Annotated in this window: 13 protein-coding genes; 1 reads left to right on the top strand and 12 read right to left on the bottom strand. The window is 69.4% G+C overall.

Annotated elements, in window-relative coordinates; translation table 11 throughout:
• Positions 1–5: 5 nt before the first annotated feature.
• From nuoL to O3X23_RS22965, 12 genes are read right to left on the bottom strand one after another with little or no spacing between them, the layout of a single operon-like run.
• A complete protein-coding gene (gene nuoL / locus O3X23_RS23020; protein ID WP_269273375.1) occupies positions 6–1,901 on the bottom strand; it encodes an NADH-quinone oxidoreductase subunit L in 1,896 nt (631 codons plus the stop codon).
• Between the two features lie 12 nt (positions 1,902–1,913).
• The gene (gene nuoK / locus O3X23_RS23015; RefSeq protein ID WP_269273374.1) at positions 1,914–2,213 is read right to left on the bottom strand and encodes an NADH-quinone oxidoreductase subunit NuoK; all 300 of its coding nucleotides are present in this window, start codon (positions 2,211–2,213) and stop codon (positions 1,914–1,916) included.
• Positions 2,210–3,040 carry an NADH-quinone oxidoreductase subunit J gene (locus O3X23_RS23010; protein ID WP_269273411.1) on the bottom strand — a complete coding sequence of 277 codons (831 nt, stop codon included), beginning with the start codon at positions 3,038–3,040 and terminating at the stop codon, positions 2,210–2,212. The genes nuoK and O3X23_RS23010 overlap by 4 nt, the downstream gene beginning before the upstream one ends.
• Positions 3,040–3,669, bottom strand: a complete 630-nt coding sequence (gene nuoI / locus O3X23_RS23005) for an NADH-quinone oxidoreductase subunit NuoI (RefSeq protein WP_269273373.1) — start codon at positions 3,667–3,669, stop codon at positions 3,040–3,042. Before nuoI ends, O3X23_RS23010 begins: the two co-directional genes overlap by 1 nt.
• The gene (gene nuoH / locus O3X23_RS23000; protein WP_269273410.1) at positions 3,662–5,002 is read right to left on the bottom strand and encodes an NADH-quinone oxidoreductase subunit NuoH; all 1,341 of its coding nucleotides are present in this window, start codon (positions 5,000–5,002) and stop codon (positions 3,662–3,664) included. Before nuoH ends, nuoI begins: the two co-directional genes overlap by 8 nt.
• A 26-nt stretch (positions 5,003–5,028) precedes the next feature.
• A complete protein-coding gene (locus O3X23_RS22995) occupies positions 5,029–7,518 on the bottom strand; it encodes an NADH-quinone oxidoreductase subunit G (RefSeq protein WP_269273372.1) in 2,490 nt (829 codons plus the stop codon).
• The gene (gene nuoF, locus O3X23_RS22990; RefSeq protein WP_269273409.1) at positions 7,515–8,855 is read right to left on the bottom strand and encodes an NADH-quinone oxidoreductase subunit NuoF; all 1,341 of its coding nucleotides are present in this window, start codon (positions 8,853–8,855) and stop codon (positions 7,515–7,517) included. The genes O3X23_RS22995 and nuoF overlap by 4 nt, the downstream gene beginning before the upstream one ends.
• Positions 8,855–9,709 (bottom strand): NADH-quinone oxidoreductase subunit NuoE, encoded by an 855-nt coding sequence (gene nuoE / locus O3X23_RS22985; protein ID WP_269273408.1) that lies wholly within the window; start codon positions 9,707–9,709, stop codon positions 8,855–8,857. Before nuoE ends, nuoF begins: the two co-directional genes overlap by 1 nt.
• 17 nt (positions 9,710–9,726) lie before the next feature.
• Entirely contained in the window at positions 9,727–11,061 is a 1,335-nt protein-coding gene (locus O3X23_RS22980) for an NADH-quinone oxidoreductase subunit D (protein WP_269273371.1), read from the bottom strand.
• Entirely contained in the window at positions 11,061–11,795 is a 735-nt protein-coding gene (locus O3X23_RS22975) for an NADH-quinone oxidoreductase subunit C (RefSeq protein ID WP_269273370.1), read from the bottom strand. The genes O3X23_RS22980 and O3X23_RS22975 overlap by 1 nt, the downstream gene beginning before the upstream one ends.
• Complete coding sequence (locus O3X23_RS22970; RefSeq protein ID WP_138357562.1) at positions 11,792–12,346, bottom strand: NuoB/complex I 20 kDa subunit family protein; 555 nt, start codon at positions 12,344–12,346, stop codon at positions 11,792–11,794. Before O3X23_RS22970 ends, O3X23_RS22975 begins: the two co-directional genes overlap by 4 nt.
• A gap of 18 nt (positions 12,347–12,364) precedes the next feature.
• On the bottom strand, positions 12,365–12,724 hold the full coding sequence (locus O3X23_RS22965) for an NADH-quinone oxidoreductase subunit A (RefSeq protein ID WP_269273369.1): 360 nt from the start codon (positions 12,722–12,724) through the stop codon (positions 12,365–12,367).
• A gap of 629 nt (positions 12,725–13,353) precedes the next feature.
• Here O3X23_RS22965 and O3X23_RS22960 point away from each other — a divergent pair.
• The gene (locus O3X23_RS22960) at positions 13,354–14,226 is read left to right on the top strand and encodes a C40 family peptidase (protein WP_443047942.1); all 873 of its coding nucleotides are present in this window, start codon (positions 13,354–13,356) and stop codon (positions 14,224–14,226) included.
• The last annotated feature ends 128 nt before the right edge of the window (positions 14,227–14,354 follow it).

The following is a 14,354-nucleotide window of genomic DNA, read 5'->3' as shown; positions in this document are numbered from 1 at the left end:
AGTTATCAGACCGCCCTCATCAGGAGAGTCGCGGCGATCAGGACCGCCGTGCCACCCAGCATCGACACCGCGTACGAGCGGACGTAGCCGTTCTGCAGCTTGCGCATGCGGCCGGAGAGGCCGCCGACCCCGGCGGCGGTGCCGTTGACGGCGCCGTCCACCAGGGAGTGGTCCAGGTAGACCAGGCTGCGGGTGAGGTGTTCGCCGCCCCGGACCAGCACGACGTGGTTGAAGTCGTCCTGGTACAGGTCGCGCCGGGCGGCGCGGGTCAGCAGCGAGCCGCGCGGAGCGACGGCCGGTACGGGCTTGCGCCCGTACACCAGCCAGGCCAGGGCGACCCCGATGACCAGGACGACCATCGTGGCCCCCGTCACCGTCGCGGCGCTGAGGGGCGAGTTGCCCTCCTCGTGCCCGGTGACCGGCTCCAGCCAGTTCAGGAAGGAGTTGTTCAGGGTGAACAGCCCGCCCGCGAAGACCGACCCGAAGGCCAGCACGATCATCGGGATCGTCATGGACCTGGGCGACTCGTGCGGGTGCGGCTCGTGGCCTTCGGCATCCGCTTCCCAGCGCTTCTCGCCGAAGAACGTCATCAGCATCACGCGCGTCATGTAGAACGCGGTGATCGCGGCGCCCAGCAGGGCCGCGCCGCCGAGGATCCAGCCCTCGGTGCCGCCCTTGGCGAAGGCCGCCTCGATGATCTTGTCCTTGGAGAAGAAGCCGGACAGGCCGGGGAAGCCGATGATCGCCAGGTAGCCGAGGCCGAACGTGATGAAGGTGACCGGCATGTACTTGCGCAGGCCGCCGTACTTCCGCATGTCGACCTCGTCGTTCATGCCGTGCATGACCGATCCGGCGCCGAGGAAGAGCCCGGCCTTGAAGAAGCCGTGGGTGACCAGGTGCATGATCGCAAAGACGTAGCCGATCGGGCCGAGCCCGGCCGCCATGATCATGTAGCCGATCTGCGACATCGTCGAGCCCGCCAGGGCCTTCTTGATGTCGTCCTTCGCGCAACCGACGATCGCACCGAACAGCAGCGTGACCGCGCCGACCGTGACCACCGCCAACTGCGCGTCCGGGGCACCGTTGAAGATCGCGCCGGATCGGGTGATCAGGTACACGCCCGCCGTCACCATCGTCGCCGCGTGGATCAGGGCCGAGACCGGGGTCGGGCCCTCCATCGCGTCGCCGAGCCAGGACTGCAGCGGCACCTGGGCGGACTTGCCGCACGCGGCGAGCAGCAGCATCAGGCCGATGGCCGTCAGCTTGCCCTCGCCCGCGTCGCCCGCGTGCTCCAGCACCGGCCCGAAGCTGAACGTTCCGAAGGTCGTGAACATCAGCATGATCGCGATGGACAGACCGACGTCACCGACGCGGTTGACGAGGAACGCCTTCTTCGCCGCCGTGGCCGCGCTGGGCTTGTGCTGCCAGAAGCCGATCAGCAGGTACGAGGCGAGGCCGACGCCCTCCCAGCCGACGTACAGCAGGAAGTAGTTGTCGGCGATGACCAGCAGCAGCATCGCCGCCACGAACAGGTTCAGGTAGCCGAAGAAGCGGCGGCGCCGCTCGTCGTGCTCCATGTACCCGATCGAGTAGATGTGGATCAACGTGCCCACACCGCTGATCAGCAGCACGAAGGTCATCGACAACTGGTCGAGCTGGAAGCCGATGTCGGCCTGGAAACCGCCGACCGGGACCCAGCTGAACAGGTGCGAGTACATCGCGCGGTCTTCGCCGCTCCTGCCGAGCATGTCGAAGAAGAGCACGGCGCCGATGCCGAAGGACACCGCCGCGAAGAGCGTGCCGAGCCAGTGGCCGACGCGGTCCAGCCGGCGGCCGCCGGTCAGCAGGATCGCCGCGCCCAGCAGCGGCACCGCGACGAGCAATCCGATGAGGTTCTCCACTGTCGCTACCCCTTACAGCTTCATCAGATTGGCGTCGTCGACCGAGGCCGAGTGCCGGGAGCGGAACATCGTCACGATGATCGCGAGCCCGACCACGACCTCGGCTGCGGCGACCACCATCGTGAAGAAGGCGATGATCTGGCCGTCGAGGTTGCCGTGCATCCGGGAGAAGGTGACGAACGCCAGGTTGCAGGCGTTCAGCATCAGCTCGACGCACATGAAGACGATGATCGCGTTGCGCCGGATCAGCACCCCGGAGGCGCCGATGGTGAACAGCAGCGCGGCCAGGTACAGGTAGTTGACCGGATTCACTTGCTCGCCTCCTTCGGCGTCGCGGGCGCGGACCGTTCCAGCCAGTTCTCCGAGCGCTGTTCCAGCTCGGCGAGATCGGCCAGGGCCTCGTTCGACACGTCGCGGATCTGGCCGCGTTCCCGCAGCGTGGCGCTGACCGACAGGTCCGAGGTGGTGCCGTCCGGCAGCAGGCCGGGGACGTCCACCGCGTTGTGCCGGGCGTAGACGCCGGGGGCGGGCAGCGGCGGAACCTGGGTGCCCTCGCGGACGCGCGCGATCGACAGTTCGCGCTGGGTGCTGCGTGCCTCGGTCCGCTCGCGGTGCGTCAGGACCATCGCTCCGACGGCCGCCGTGATCAGCAGCGCGCCGGTGATCTCGAAGGCCCACACGTACTTGGTGAAGATCAGCCGCGCCAGGCCCTCGACGTTGCCGCCCGCGTTCGCCTGGCCGAGGCCGGCGAAGGTGTGGAGCGAGGCGTTGCCGATGCCCGCGATCAGCAGGATCCCGAAGCCGAGACCGCACCCCGCGGCCATCCAGCGCTGGCCCTTCAGCGTCTCCTTCAGCGAGTCGGCGGCGGTGATGCCGACCAGCATGACGACGAAGAGGAAGAGCATCATGATCGCGCCGGTGTAGACGACGATCTGGACGACCCCGAGGAAGTACGCGCCCTGGGCCAGGTAGAAGACGGCCAGGATGATCATGGTTCCGGCCAGACAGAGCGCGCTGTGCACCGTCTTCTTGCTCAGTACCGTGCCCAGCGCGCCCAGGACCGCGACGACGCCGAGGACCCAGAACTGGAACGCCTCACCCGTCGAGGTGGTCGACGTGGCGGCGGCGAAGGTGGACATCATGCCTCCGCCCCCGTTCCCGCGGGCCGGACGCCGGTGGCCGGCACGGTGACCGGCGGCTGCGCATCCTCCGCCGGCTTCTCGCCCTTGGAGACCGCGACCTGGCGCTCGGTGCCGGGTGCGGCCTCGGTGACCAGCCCCCGGTAGTAGTCGCCCTCGTTCATGCCCTCGAAGATCGAGTGCGGCGCCTCGACCATGCCCTCGTCCAGGCCGGCGAGCAACTGCTCCTTGGTGAAGATCAGCGACTCGCGGGTCCGGTCGGCGAGTTCGTACTCGTTCGTCATCGTCAGCGCCCGGGTGGGGCACGCCTCGATGCACAGGCCGCACAGGATGCAGCGGGCGTAGTTGATCTGGTAGACGCGGCCGTAGCGCTCACCCGGGGAGTAGCGCTCCTCCTCGGTGTTGTCCGCGCCCTCCACGTAGATCGCGTCGGCCGGGCAGGCCCACGCGCACAGTTCGCAGCCGACGCACTTCTCCAGCCCGTCCGGGTGGCGGTTGAGCTGGTGCCGGCCGTGGAAGCGCGGCGCGGTCGGCTTCTTCTCCTCGGGGTACTGCTCGGTCAGCCGCTTCTTGAACATGGCCTTGAAGGTCACGCCGAAGCCCGCGACCGGGCCCAGGAACTCAGGCATCGTCGGCCTCCTTGTCAGTGTCCGCGGCGTCCGGGGTGGCTGCCGGGGCCCCGACGAGCTGGGGCTCGCCCTGGCCGCGGCTGCGACGGCGCGGCACCGGCGGCAGTGTCTGCCCCGGCAGGGGCGGTACGGGGAAGCCGCCCGCCATCGGATCGAACGGTTCGGGCGGTGCCGCGTCGGCCACCGCCTCCTCCTTCTTCCGCCCGCGGTCGCGGAACACGTCGACCACGAGGGAGATCAGCAGCAGGCCGACGACGGCGCCGCCTACGTACAGCACGATGTCGCGCAGGCCGTAGTTCTCGTTCCGCATCGCCCGCACGGTCGCGACCAGCATCAGCCAGACCATGGAGACCGGGATGAGGACCTTCCAGCCCAGCTTCATGAACTGGTCGTAGCGCACCCGGGGAAGGGTGCCGCGCAGCCAGATGAAGAAGAACAGCAGCAGCTGGACCTTGAGCGTGAACCAGAGCATCGGCCACCAGCCGTGGTTCGCGCCCTCCCAGAAGGTGCTGATCGGCCACGGGGCCCGCCAGCCGCCCAGGAAGAGGGTGGTCGCCACCGCCGAGACCGTCACCATGTTCACGTACTCGGCGAGCATGAAGAGCGCGAACTTGATCGACGAGTACTCGGTGTTGAAGCCGCCGACCAGGTCGCCCTCGGACTCCGGCATGTCGAACGGGGCGCGGTTGGTCTCACCGACCATCGCGATGATGTAGATCAGCAGCGAGACCGGCAGCAGCACCGCGAACCAGCGGTCCTGCTGCGCCTCGACGATCGCCGAGGTGGACATCGACCCGGAGTAGAGGAAGACCGCCGCGAAGGAGAGCCCCATCGCGATCTCGTAGGAGATCATCTGGGCCGACGCGCGCAACCCGCCGAGCAGCGGGTACGTCGAGCCGGAGGACCAGCCCGCGAGCACGATGCCGTAGATGCCGACGGACGCGGTGGCCAGGATGTACAGGACGCCGATCGGAAGGTCGGTGAGCTGCAGCGCGGTGCGGGTGCCGAAGATCGACACCTCGTTGTCGGCCGGGCCGAAGGGGATCACCGCGAAGGACATGAAGGCGGGGATCGCCGCGACGATCGGCGCGAGGATGTACACCACCTTGTCCGCGCGCTTGACGATGATGTCTTCCTTCAGCATCAGCTTGACGCCGTCGGCGAGCGACTGGAGCATGCCCCACGGGCCGTGCCGGTTGGGGCCGATGCGCAGCTGCATCCACGCCACGACCTTGCGCTCCCAGACGATCGAGAACAGCACGGTCAGCATGGCGAAGGCGAAGCAGAAGACCGCCTTGAGGAGGACCAGCCACCAAGGATCGGTGCCGAACATCGACAGGTCTTCGGCGGAGAGGTTGTTCACTGGGCCACCTCCGTGGCAGCGGCGCCGACCGTGACGATCTGGCCGGGGAGCGCGCCGGTATCGCTGGCGACGCCCCCGCCCGTGGAGTTCAGCGGCAGCCACACCACCCGGTCGGGCATCGGCGTGACGCGCAGCGGCAGCCGTACGGAACCGGCGGGTCCGGAGACCTCGGCGAGCGCACCGTCGGTGAGTCCGGACTCGGCCGCGGTCGCGGCCGACAGCCGCACCACCGCCTCGTGCCGGGTGCCGGCCAGCGCGTCGTCGCCCTCCTGGAGCTTGCCCTGGTCGAGCAGCAGCCGGTGGCCGGCGAGTACCGCCTCGCCGGTGCCGGGGACGGGCAGGGTCCGCGACGTCTCCAGAGGCTGCGAGGCGTGCGGCCCGTCCCAGGGGGCGAGGCGGTTGAGCTCGTCGCGGGCGGCGCGTACGTCGCTCAGGCCGAGGCTGACGCCGAGCGCGTCGGCGAGCATCGTCAGGACCCGGGCGTCCGGCAGCTGGTGCCGGTTGGCGACCTGGTCCGGCTTGATGGCCGCCTCGAACATCCGCGCCCGGCCCTCCCAGTTGAGGAAGGTCCCGGGCTTCTCGGCGACCGCGGCCACCGGCAGGACGACATCCGCCCGGTCGGTGACCTCGGAGGGCCGCAGTTCCAGGCTGACGACGAAGCCGACCGCGTCCAGCGCGAGCCGGGCGCGAGCCGGGTCCGGCAGGTCCGCGACCTCGACGCCCCCGACGACCAGGGCCGCCAGCTCACCGCCGGCGGCCGCCTCGATGATCTGGCCGGCGTCCCGCCCGAAGCGGTGCGGGAGTTCGGACAGGCCCCAGACCCGTGCGACCTCGTCGCGGGCCCGCGGGTCGGTGACCGGCCGGCCGCCGGGCAGCAGCCCCGGCAGCGCGCCCGCCTCGACCGCTCCGCGCTCACCCGCGCGGCGCGGGATCCACGCCAACTTCGCGCCGCTCGCCGTGGCGAAGCGGATCGCGGCGGTCAGCGCGCCGGGCACGGCGGCCAGCCGTTCGCCGACCAGGATCACCGAACCCGGGGCGCGCAGCGCCTCGGCGGCCTTCTCGCCCGCCTCGTCGAGACCGACACCGCCGGCGAGCGCGTCCAGCCACTCCGGCTCGGTGCCGGGTGCGGCGGGCAGCAGCGTGCCGCCCGCCTTCTTCAGGCCGCGGGTCGCGAACGGCGCCAGTGCGAAGGTCCGCTGGCGCCGCTTCTGGTTCGCTTTGCGAAGCCGGAGGAAGATCCCCGGAGCCTCCTCCTCGGCTTCGAGCCCGACGAGCAGGACGGCCGGAGCCTTCTCCAGCGTCGTGTAGGTGATGCCTTCGCCGTCCAGGTCCCGGCCGCGTCCCGCCACCTGCGAGGCCAGGAAGTCGGCCTCCTCGGCGCTGTGCACGCGGGCCCGGAAGTCGACGTCGTTGGTGTCGAGGGCGACCCGCGCGAACTTGGCGTAGGCGTAGGCGTCCTCGACGGTCAGCCGGCCGCCGGTCAGGACCGCGGTGCGGCCGCCGGCCGCCGCGATCCCGGCGGCCGCGGCCGCCAGTGCCTCGGGCCAGCTCGCCGGCTCCAGCTCGCCGGTCTCCTTGTTACGGAGCAGCGGGTGCTTGAGGCGGTCGGGGCGCTGTGCGTAGCGGAAGCCGAAGCGGCCCTTGTCGCACACCCACTCCTCGTTGACCTCGGGGTCGTCGGCGGCCAGCCGCCGCATGACCTTGCCGCGCCGGTGGTCGGTGCGCGTCGCGCAGCCGCCCGCGCAGTGCTCGCAGACCGACGGCGACGACACCAGGTCGAACGGCCGGGACCGGAAGCGGTACGCCGCCGAGGTCAGCGCGCCGACCGGGCAGATCTGGATGGTGTTGCCGGAGAAGTACGAGGCGAACGGGTCGCCCTCGCCGATTCCGATCTGCTGCAGCGCCCCGCGCTCGACCATCTCGATGAACGGATCGCCCGCGATCTGCTCCGAGAACCGGGTGCAGCGCGCACACAGCACGCAGCGTTCCCGGTCCAGCAGCACCTGCGTGGAGATCGGCACCGGCTTCTCGTACGTCCGCTTCTTACCCTCGAAGCGGGTGTCCGACTGGCCGGTGCTCATCGCCTGGTTCTGCAGCGGGCACTCGCCGCCCTTGTCGCAGACCGGGCAGTCCAGCGGGTGGTTGATGAGCAGCAGCTCCATCACCCCGCGCTGCGCCTTCTCGGCGACCGGCGACGTGAGGTGCGTCTTGACGACCATGCCGTCGGTGCACGTGATCGTGCAGGACGCCATCGGCTTGCGCTGGCCCTCGACCTCGACGATGCACTGCCGGCAGGCGCCGGCCGGGTCGAGGAGCGGGTGGTCGCAGAAGCGCGGGATCTCGATGCCCAGCAGCTCCGCCGCACGGATCACCAGGGTCCCCTTGGGGACCGAGAGCGCGACGCCGTCGATCGTGACGGCGACGAGATCCTCCGGCGGAACCGCCGTCTCTCCCCCTCCGGAGGGGGCAGACGTGGTGACTGTCATGCGTTCACCTCCAGGTGAGACGTTCCGGCGTCGGCCCATACGGTCGAGGCGGCCGGGTCGAAGGGGCAGCCCTTGCGCTCGATGTGCTCCTCGTACTCCTCGCGGAAGTACTTGAGGGAGGAGAAGATCGGGCTGGCGGCGCCGTCGCCGAGCGCGCAGAAGGACTTGCCGTTGATGTTGTCGGCGATGTCGTTGAGCTTGTCGAGGTCGGAAATGTGCCCGCCGCCCCCTTCGATGGAGCGCAACAGCTGGACCAGCCAGTACGTGCCCTCACGGCACGGCGTGCACTTGCCGCAGGACTCGTGCGCGTAGAACTCCGTCCAGCGCGTCACCGCCCGGACCACGCACGTCGTCTCGTCGAAGCACTGCAGCGCCTTGGTGCCGAGCATGGAGCCGGCAGCGCCCACGCCCTCGTAGTCGAGCGGCACGTCCAGGTGCTCGGCGGTGAACATCGGGGTCGACGAGCCGCCCGGGGTCCAGAACTTCAGCCGGTGGCCCGGCCGGATGCCGCCGCTCATGTCGAGCAGCTGGCGCAGGGTGATGCCGAGCGGGGCCTCGTACTGGCCGGGGCTGACGACGTGCCCGGACAGCGAGTAGAGCGTGAAGCCCGGGGACTTCTCGGTGCCCATCGACTTGAACCACTCCTTGCCGCGCTGCATGATCGCAGGCACGGAGGCGATGGACTCGACGTTGTTGACGACGGTCGGGCAGGCGTACAGGCCCTCGACCGCCGGGAACGGCGGGCGCAGCCGGGGCTGGCCGCGGCGTCCTTCGAGGGAGTCCAGCAGCGCCGTCTCCTCGCCGCAGATGTACGCGCCGGCGCCGGCGTGGACGGTCAGCTCCAGATCGAAGCCGCTGCCCTGGATGTTCTTGCCGAGGTAGCCGGCGTCGTACGCCTCGCGCACGGCCTCGTGCAGCCGGCGCAGCACCGGGACGACCTCACCGCGCAGGTAGATGAAGGCGTGGTTGGAGCGGATCGCGTGGCAGGCGATCACCATGCCCTCGATGAGCGAGTGCGGGTTCGCGAAGAGCAGCGGGATGTCCTTGCAGGTGCCCGGCTCCGACTCGTCCGCGTTGACGACGAGGTAGTGCGGCTTGCCGTCACCCTGCGGGATGAACTGCCACTTCATACCGGTCGGGAAGCCGGCGCCGCCGCGGCCGCGCAGGCCCGAGTCCTTCACGTACGCGATGACGTCGTCCGGCGGCATCGCGAGGGCCTTGCGCAGGCCCTCGTAGCCCTCGTGGCGGCGGTAGGTGTCGAGCGTCCACGACCGCGCGTCGTCCCAGAAGGCCGACAGGACGGGGGTGAGCAGCTTCTCGGGCGAGTCCACGGTCATCATTTGCCCTCCTCGCCCTCAGGTCCTGCCGGGTTGGCGGGGTCCGACACGGCGGTCTCCTGCGGTGCGTCGTGCGAGCTGGCGTGCTCGGCGGGGCCGGGATGCCCGGGGGAGCCCGACGACGCGGCCGGCGTCTCGCCCTGCTGGGGTACCGACGGGCGGCGGGCCGGCCGGCCGGCGTCCGCGCCGGACAGTGCCTCGCCGCGTGACAGCCGCAGCCCCGCGAGGGAGGCGGGGCCGGCGCCGCCGGTGGCCTCGACCGCGCCGGGGCGCTGGTCGGGGAAGCCGGCGAGGATGCGGGCGGTCTCCTTGTACGTGCACAGCGGCGCGCCACGGGTCGGCCGCACCTCGCGGCCGGCGATGAGGTCGTCGACGAGGTGCTTGGCGGAGTCCGGCGTCTGGTTGTCGAAGAACTCCCAGTTCACCATCACCACCGGGGCGAAGTCGCAGGCCGCGTTGCACTCGATGTGCTCCAGCGTGACCTTGCCGTCCTGGGTGGTCTCGTTGTTGCCGACCCCCAGGTGCTCCTTCAGCTCCTCGAAGATGGCGTCGCCGCCCATCACCGCGCAGAGCGTGTTGGTGCAGACCCCGACCTGGTAGTCGCCGCCGGCCTTGCGCCGGTACATCGAGTAGAACGTCGCGACCGCGGTGACCTCGGCGGTGGTGAGGTCGAGCTGCTCCGCGCAGAACCGGACGCCGGTGCGGGTGACGTACCCGTCCACGGACTGCGTCAGGTGCAGCAGTGGCAGCAGCGCGCTGCGGCTGCCGGGGTAGCGGGCGATGATGTCCTTCGCGTCCGCCTCCAGCCTGGCGCGCACGTCGGCCGGATAGTCGGCGGCGGGAAGCTGTGGCATCCCCAAACTGACGTCGGTCATCGGTCGACGCCTCCCATCACGGGGTCGATGGACGCCACGGCCACGATGACGTCGGCGACCTGGCCGCCCTCGCACATCGCCGCCATGGACTGCAGGTTGGTGAAGGACGGGTCCCGGAAGTGGACTCGGAAGGGGCGGGTGCCGCCGTCGCTGACGACGTGCACGCCCAGCTCGCCCTTGGGCGACTCCACCGCGGTGTAGGCCTGGCCCGGCGGGACCCGGAAGCCCTCGGTGACCAGCTTGAAGTGGTGGATCAGGGACTCCATCGAGGTGCCCATGATCTTCTTGATGTGGTCGAGCGAGTTGCCGAGGCCGTCCGGGCCGAGCGCGAGCTGCGCGGGCCAGGCGATCTTCTTGTCCTCGACCATCACCGGTCCCGGCGCCAGCTTGTCCAGGGCCTGCTCGACGATGCGCAGCGACTGCCGCATCTCCTCCAGGCGGACCAGGAAGCGGCCGTAGGAGTCGGCGGTGTCGGCCGTCGGGACCTCGAAGTCGTAGCCCTCGTAGCCGCAGTACGGCTGCGACTTGCGCAGGTCGTGCGGCAGGCCCGCGGCGCGCAGGATCGGCCCGGTGGCGCCGAGCGCCATGCAGCCGGCCAGGTCCAGGTAGCCGACCTCTTCCATCCGGGCCTTGAAGATCGGGTTGCCGGTGGCGAGCTTGTCGTACTCGGGAAGGTTCTTGCGCATCTTCTTCACGAGCTCGCGGATCTGGTCCACCGCGCCCGGCGGCAGGTCCTGGGCGAGGCCGCCCGGCCGGATGTACGCGTGGTTCATCCGCAGGCCGGTGATGAGCTCGAAGACGTCCAGGATCAGTTCACGGTCGCGGAACCCGTAGATCATGATCGTCGTGGCGCCGAGTTCCATACCGCCGGTGGCGATGCAGACCAGGTGCGAGGAGAGCCGGTTCAGCTCCATCAGCAGCACGCGGATGACGCTCGCCCGGTCCGGCACCTGCTCGGTGACGCCGAGCAGCTTCTCCACCGCGAGGCAGTACGCCGTCTCGTTGAAGAACGGCGTGAGGTAGTCCATGCGCGTCACGAACGTGGACCCCTGGGTCCACGTCCGGTACTCCATGTTCTTCTCGATGCCGGTGTGCAGGTAGCCGATGCCCGACCGGGCCTCGGTGACCGTCTCGCCGTCGATCTCCAGGATCAGCCGGAGCACCCCGTGGGTGGACGGGTGCTGCGGCCCCATGTTGACGATGATGCGCTCGTCGTCGGACCTGCCGACGCTCTCGGCCAGCTCGTCCCAGTCGCCACCGGTGACGGTGAAGACCCGGCCTTCGGTGGTGTCGCGTTCCTCCGCCTGAGCGGGTGCGTGGTGAGTGCTCATCAGGAGTACGACCTCCGCTGGTCGGGAGCCGGGATCTGGGCGCCCTTGTACTCGACGGGGATGCCGCCGAGCGGGTAGTCCTTGCGCTGCGGGTGGCCGGGCCAGTCGTCCGGCATCATGATCCGCGTGAGGGCGGGGTGGCCGTCGAAGACGATGCCGAAGAAGTCGTACGCCTCACGCTCGTGCCAGTCGTTCGTCGGGTACACCGAGACGATCGACGGAATGTGCGGGTCGCTGTCGGGGGCGCTCACCTCCAGCCGGATCAGCCGGTTGTGGGTGATCGAACGCAGGTGGTAGACGGCGTGCAGCTCGCGGCCCTTGTCCTCGGGGTAGTTCACCCCGCTCACGCCCGTACAGAGCTCGAAGCGCAGCGCCGGATCGTCGCGGCAGGTCTTGGCGACCTGCAGGAGGTGCTCGCGGGCGATGTGGAAGGTCAGCTCGTCACGCTCGATGACGGTCCGGTCGATCGCGTTGGAGGGGAGCAGTCCCTGCTCCTCCAGCGCGCCCTCCAGCTCGTCGGCCACCTCGTCGAACCAGCCGCCGTAGGGCCGGTGGGCCGGTCCTGGCAGCCGGACGGTCCTGACGAGGCCGCCGTAGCCGGAGGTGTCGCCGCCGTTGTTGGCGCCGAACATGCCCCGGCGGTGGCCGATGACCTCGCCCGCCTCGCTGCGCTGGCCGGGGAGGTTGTCGGCCTGCATGTCGCGGTCGGGGTTGGTGCCGTTGGCGTCTGTCACCGCAGCAGCCCCTTCATCTCGATCAGCGGGAGCGCGTTGAGGGCGGCGGACTCCGCTTCGCGGGCCGCCTCCTCACGGTTCACGCCGAGCTTCTCGCCCTGGATCTTCTGGTGGAGCTTGAGGATCGCGTCCATGAGCATCTCGGGCCGGGGCGGGCAGCCGGGCAAATAGATATCAACGGGGACAATATGGTCAACACCTTGCACGATGGCATAATTGTTGAACATTCCACCCGAAGAAGCACAAACCCCCATGGAGATGACCCACTTGGGATTCGGCATCTGGTCATAGACCTGCCGCAGCACCGGCGCCATCTTCTGGCTGACCCGGCCGGCCACGATCATCAGGTCCGCCTGCCGCGGCGAGCCGCGGAAGACCTCCATACCGAAACGGGCCAGGTCATAGCGCCCGGCCCCGGTCGTCATCATCTCGATGGCACAGCAGGCGAGGCCGAAGGTGGCCGGGAAGACCGACGCCTTACGCACCCAGCCCGCAGCGGACTCCACCGTGGTCAGCAGGAATCCACTCGGCAGTTTTTCTTCGATACCCATGCGTTGACCCCTTGTCCCCTAGTCCCATTCCAGGCCGCCGCGCCGCCACACGTATGCGTAGGCGACGAAGACGGTGAGCACGAAGAGGAGCATCTCCACGAGCCCGAAAATCCCCAGGGAGTCGAACGTGACGGCCCAGGGATAGAGGAAGACGATCTCGATGTCGAAGACGATGAAGAGCATCGCCGTCAGGTAGTACTTGATGGGGAAGCGCCCGCCGCCGATCGGCTGCGGAGTGGGCTCGATGCCGCACTCATAGGCTTCCTGTTTGGCCCGGTTGTACCGTTTCGGTCCGACGATCGAGGCCGTGATCACGGAGAAGATCGCGAAGCCGGCCCCGAGGCCGCCCAACACGAGGATGGGCGCATAGGCGTTCACCGTCCCCCGCTCCTTCCAGTCGCCGATGACTGCGTGGGGGTCCCCCCGCCAGGGGAGGGACCGTGCACTCGGGTCGCGTCCGGCTCACGAAGATCGCTATCAGATCGCGTTCATCTGAAGATCGCGCCTATGTGAGGCAGTTCACAAGCCCAAGCCGCCTGCATCTTATGCCCGCCGGTCTGTGATCTGCGACACGGGGTGGGTCAACGGCTTTGTGATCTCCACCACCTGACGAATGATCATGAAGGCTGATGAGCGGTGATCTTGCACCGCATGCGGCACAAACAATCACTTGACGTCACATTCACTCGCGTTACCCCTGGTCACAGCGGCGCGCGCATTATCAAGCGCCCCTCGCAGGAGGCAAATTCGCCCTGGACCGAATGGCGTGATAGCGCCGGTCGCCCCCCTAGGGGTGAACGGGACGAAGGTCCCGCTGACGCACGTGAACCGACTCACGAGCGCTCGGCGCCGCCCCGGTGGGACCAACGGAACGAGTCGGACATATGGCTCCGGTGAGCAAGATCCAAATAAGGACATTCGGCCGTGCACACGACAACTGTGTCGCATCCCACCTTTGTTGAACGGAACCGTCGCATCCTGATAGCCAGGACCACATGTCCCCAAACCTGAACCGGACGACCAGGTCCGAATCGCATATACGCCGCCGACGGCACGCCGCTCCCGGTAACCCGAACTGGGTCCGCCGGGCCGGAATCGTCGGCGGCGTCGTCAGTGCGCTCGCGCTCAGTGGCGCGGCCGCTCCGGCCATGGCCGAGCACCGGAACACCCCGCCCGCGCCGGCCGACACCACGACGACCGCCGAGCAGACGCCCGCACTCAGCACCACCGCCTCCGCCGCGCAGGCCGCAGCAGCTCTCGACCAGACGGTCGTCCAGCTGAAGTTGCGGGCCGCCGAGGACAGCGCGACCGCCGAGGCCAGGAAGACCGCAGCCGCGGCCAAGCGGGCCGAGGTGAAGAAGGCCGCCGCCGCCGAGGCTGCCGCCGCCAAGGCCGCTGACGAGCGCGAGGCCGCCTCCCAGGCCGCTTCCCGCTTCTCGGAGCGCACCAAGCTTTCGGTGACCTCCTCCAGCGACTCCTCGTCGTCCTCGTCCTCGAAGGCGACCTCTGCCGCCTCCCAGGCGAGCGGCAGCATCGCGAGCGTCATCAGCTTCCTGCAGGCGCAGGTCGGCAAGGCGTACGTCATGGGCGGCACCGGCCCGTCCTCGTACGACTGCTCGGGCCTGACCCAGGCGGCGTTCAAGACGATCGGCGTGGACCTCCCGCGCACCTCCCAGGAGCAGTCGAACACCGGCACCCCGGTGTCCATCAGCTCCCTCCAGGTCGGCGACCTGGTCTTCTGGGGCGGCCAGGGCAGCGCCTACCACGTCGGCGTCTACATCGGCGGCGACCAGTACCTCGACGCCGCGAACCCGGAGACGGGCATCGGCGTCCACGACATGAGCTGGTCCACCCCGGACTTCGCCACCCGCGTCGCCTGACCCACCCCGCTCCCCCGCTTCCCCCCACAAAGGGCCGCCGCCCCACCGCTCGGGCCGGCGGCCCTTTCGGGTGGGCGGACCCTGGCGTTGAGAAGGTTGCGCCGTTACTCCTGGTCACTCCTCACCGT

This window comes from Streptomyces sp. H39-S7 (assembly GCF_027158205.1).
Taxonomy (GTDB): Bacteria; Actinomycetota; Actinomycetes; order Streptomycetales; family Streptomycetaceae; genus Actinacidiphila.
Note: the sequence above shows the minus strand (reverse complement) of the source record. Positions and strands in the feature narration are given on the sequence as shown.

Bases quoted from the DNA above. Each gene is read 5' to 3' on its own strand.
- O3X23_RS23010 (WP_269273411.1), bottom strand. From the start codon at position 3,040: ATGTCCACCTTCGCCGCCGCCACGTCGACCACCTCGACGGGTGAGGCG.
- nuoI (WP_269273373.1), bottom strand. From the start codon at position 3,669: ATGCCTGAGTTCCTGGGCCCGGTCGCGGGCTTCGGCGTGACCTTCAAG.
- nuoH (WP_269273410.1), bottom strand. From the start codon at position 5,002: ATGTTCGGCACCGATCCTTGGTGGCTGGTCCTCCTCAAGGCGGTCTTC.
- O3X23_RS22995 (WP_269273372.1), bottom strand. From the start codon at position 7,518: ATGACAGTCACCACGTCTGCCCCCTCCGGAGGGGGAGAGACGGCGGTT.
- nuoF (WP_269273409.1), bottom strand. From the start codon at position 8,855: ATGACCGTGGACTCGCCCGAGAAGCTGCTCACCCCCGTCCTGTCGGCC.
- nuoE (WP_269273408.1), bottom strand. From the start codon at position 9,709: ATGCCACAGCTTCCCGCCGCCGACTATCCGGCCGACGTGCGCGCCAGG.
- O3X23_RS22980 (WP_269273371.1), bottom strand. From the start codon at position 11,061: ATGAGCACTCACCACGCACCCGCTCAGGCGGAGGAACGCGACACCACC.
- O3X23_RS22970 (WP_138357562.1), bottom strand. From the start codon at position 12,346: ATGGGTATCGAAGAAAAACTGCCGAGTGGATTCCTGCTGACCACGGTG.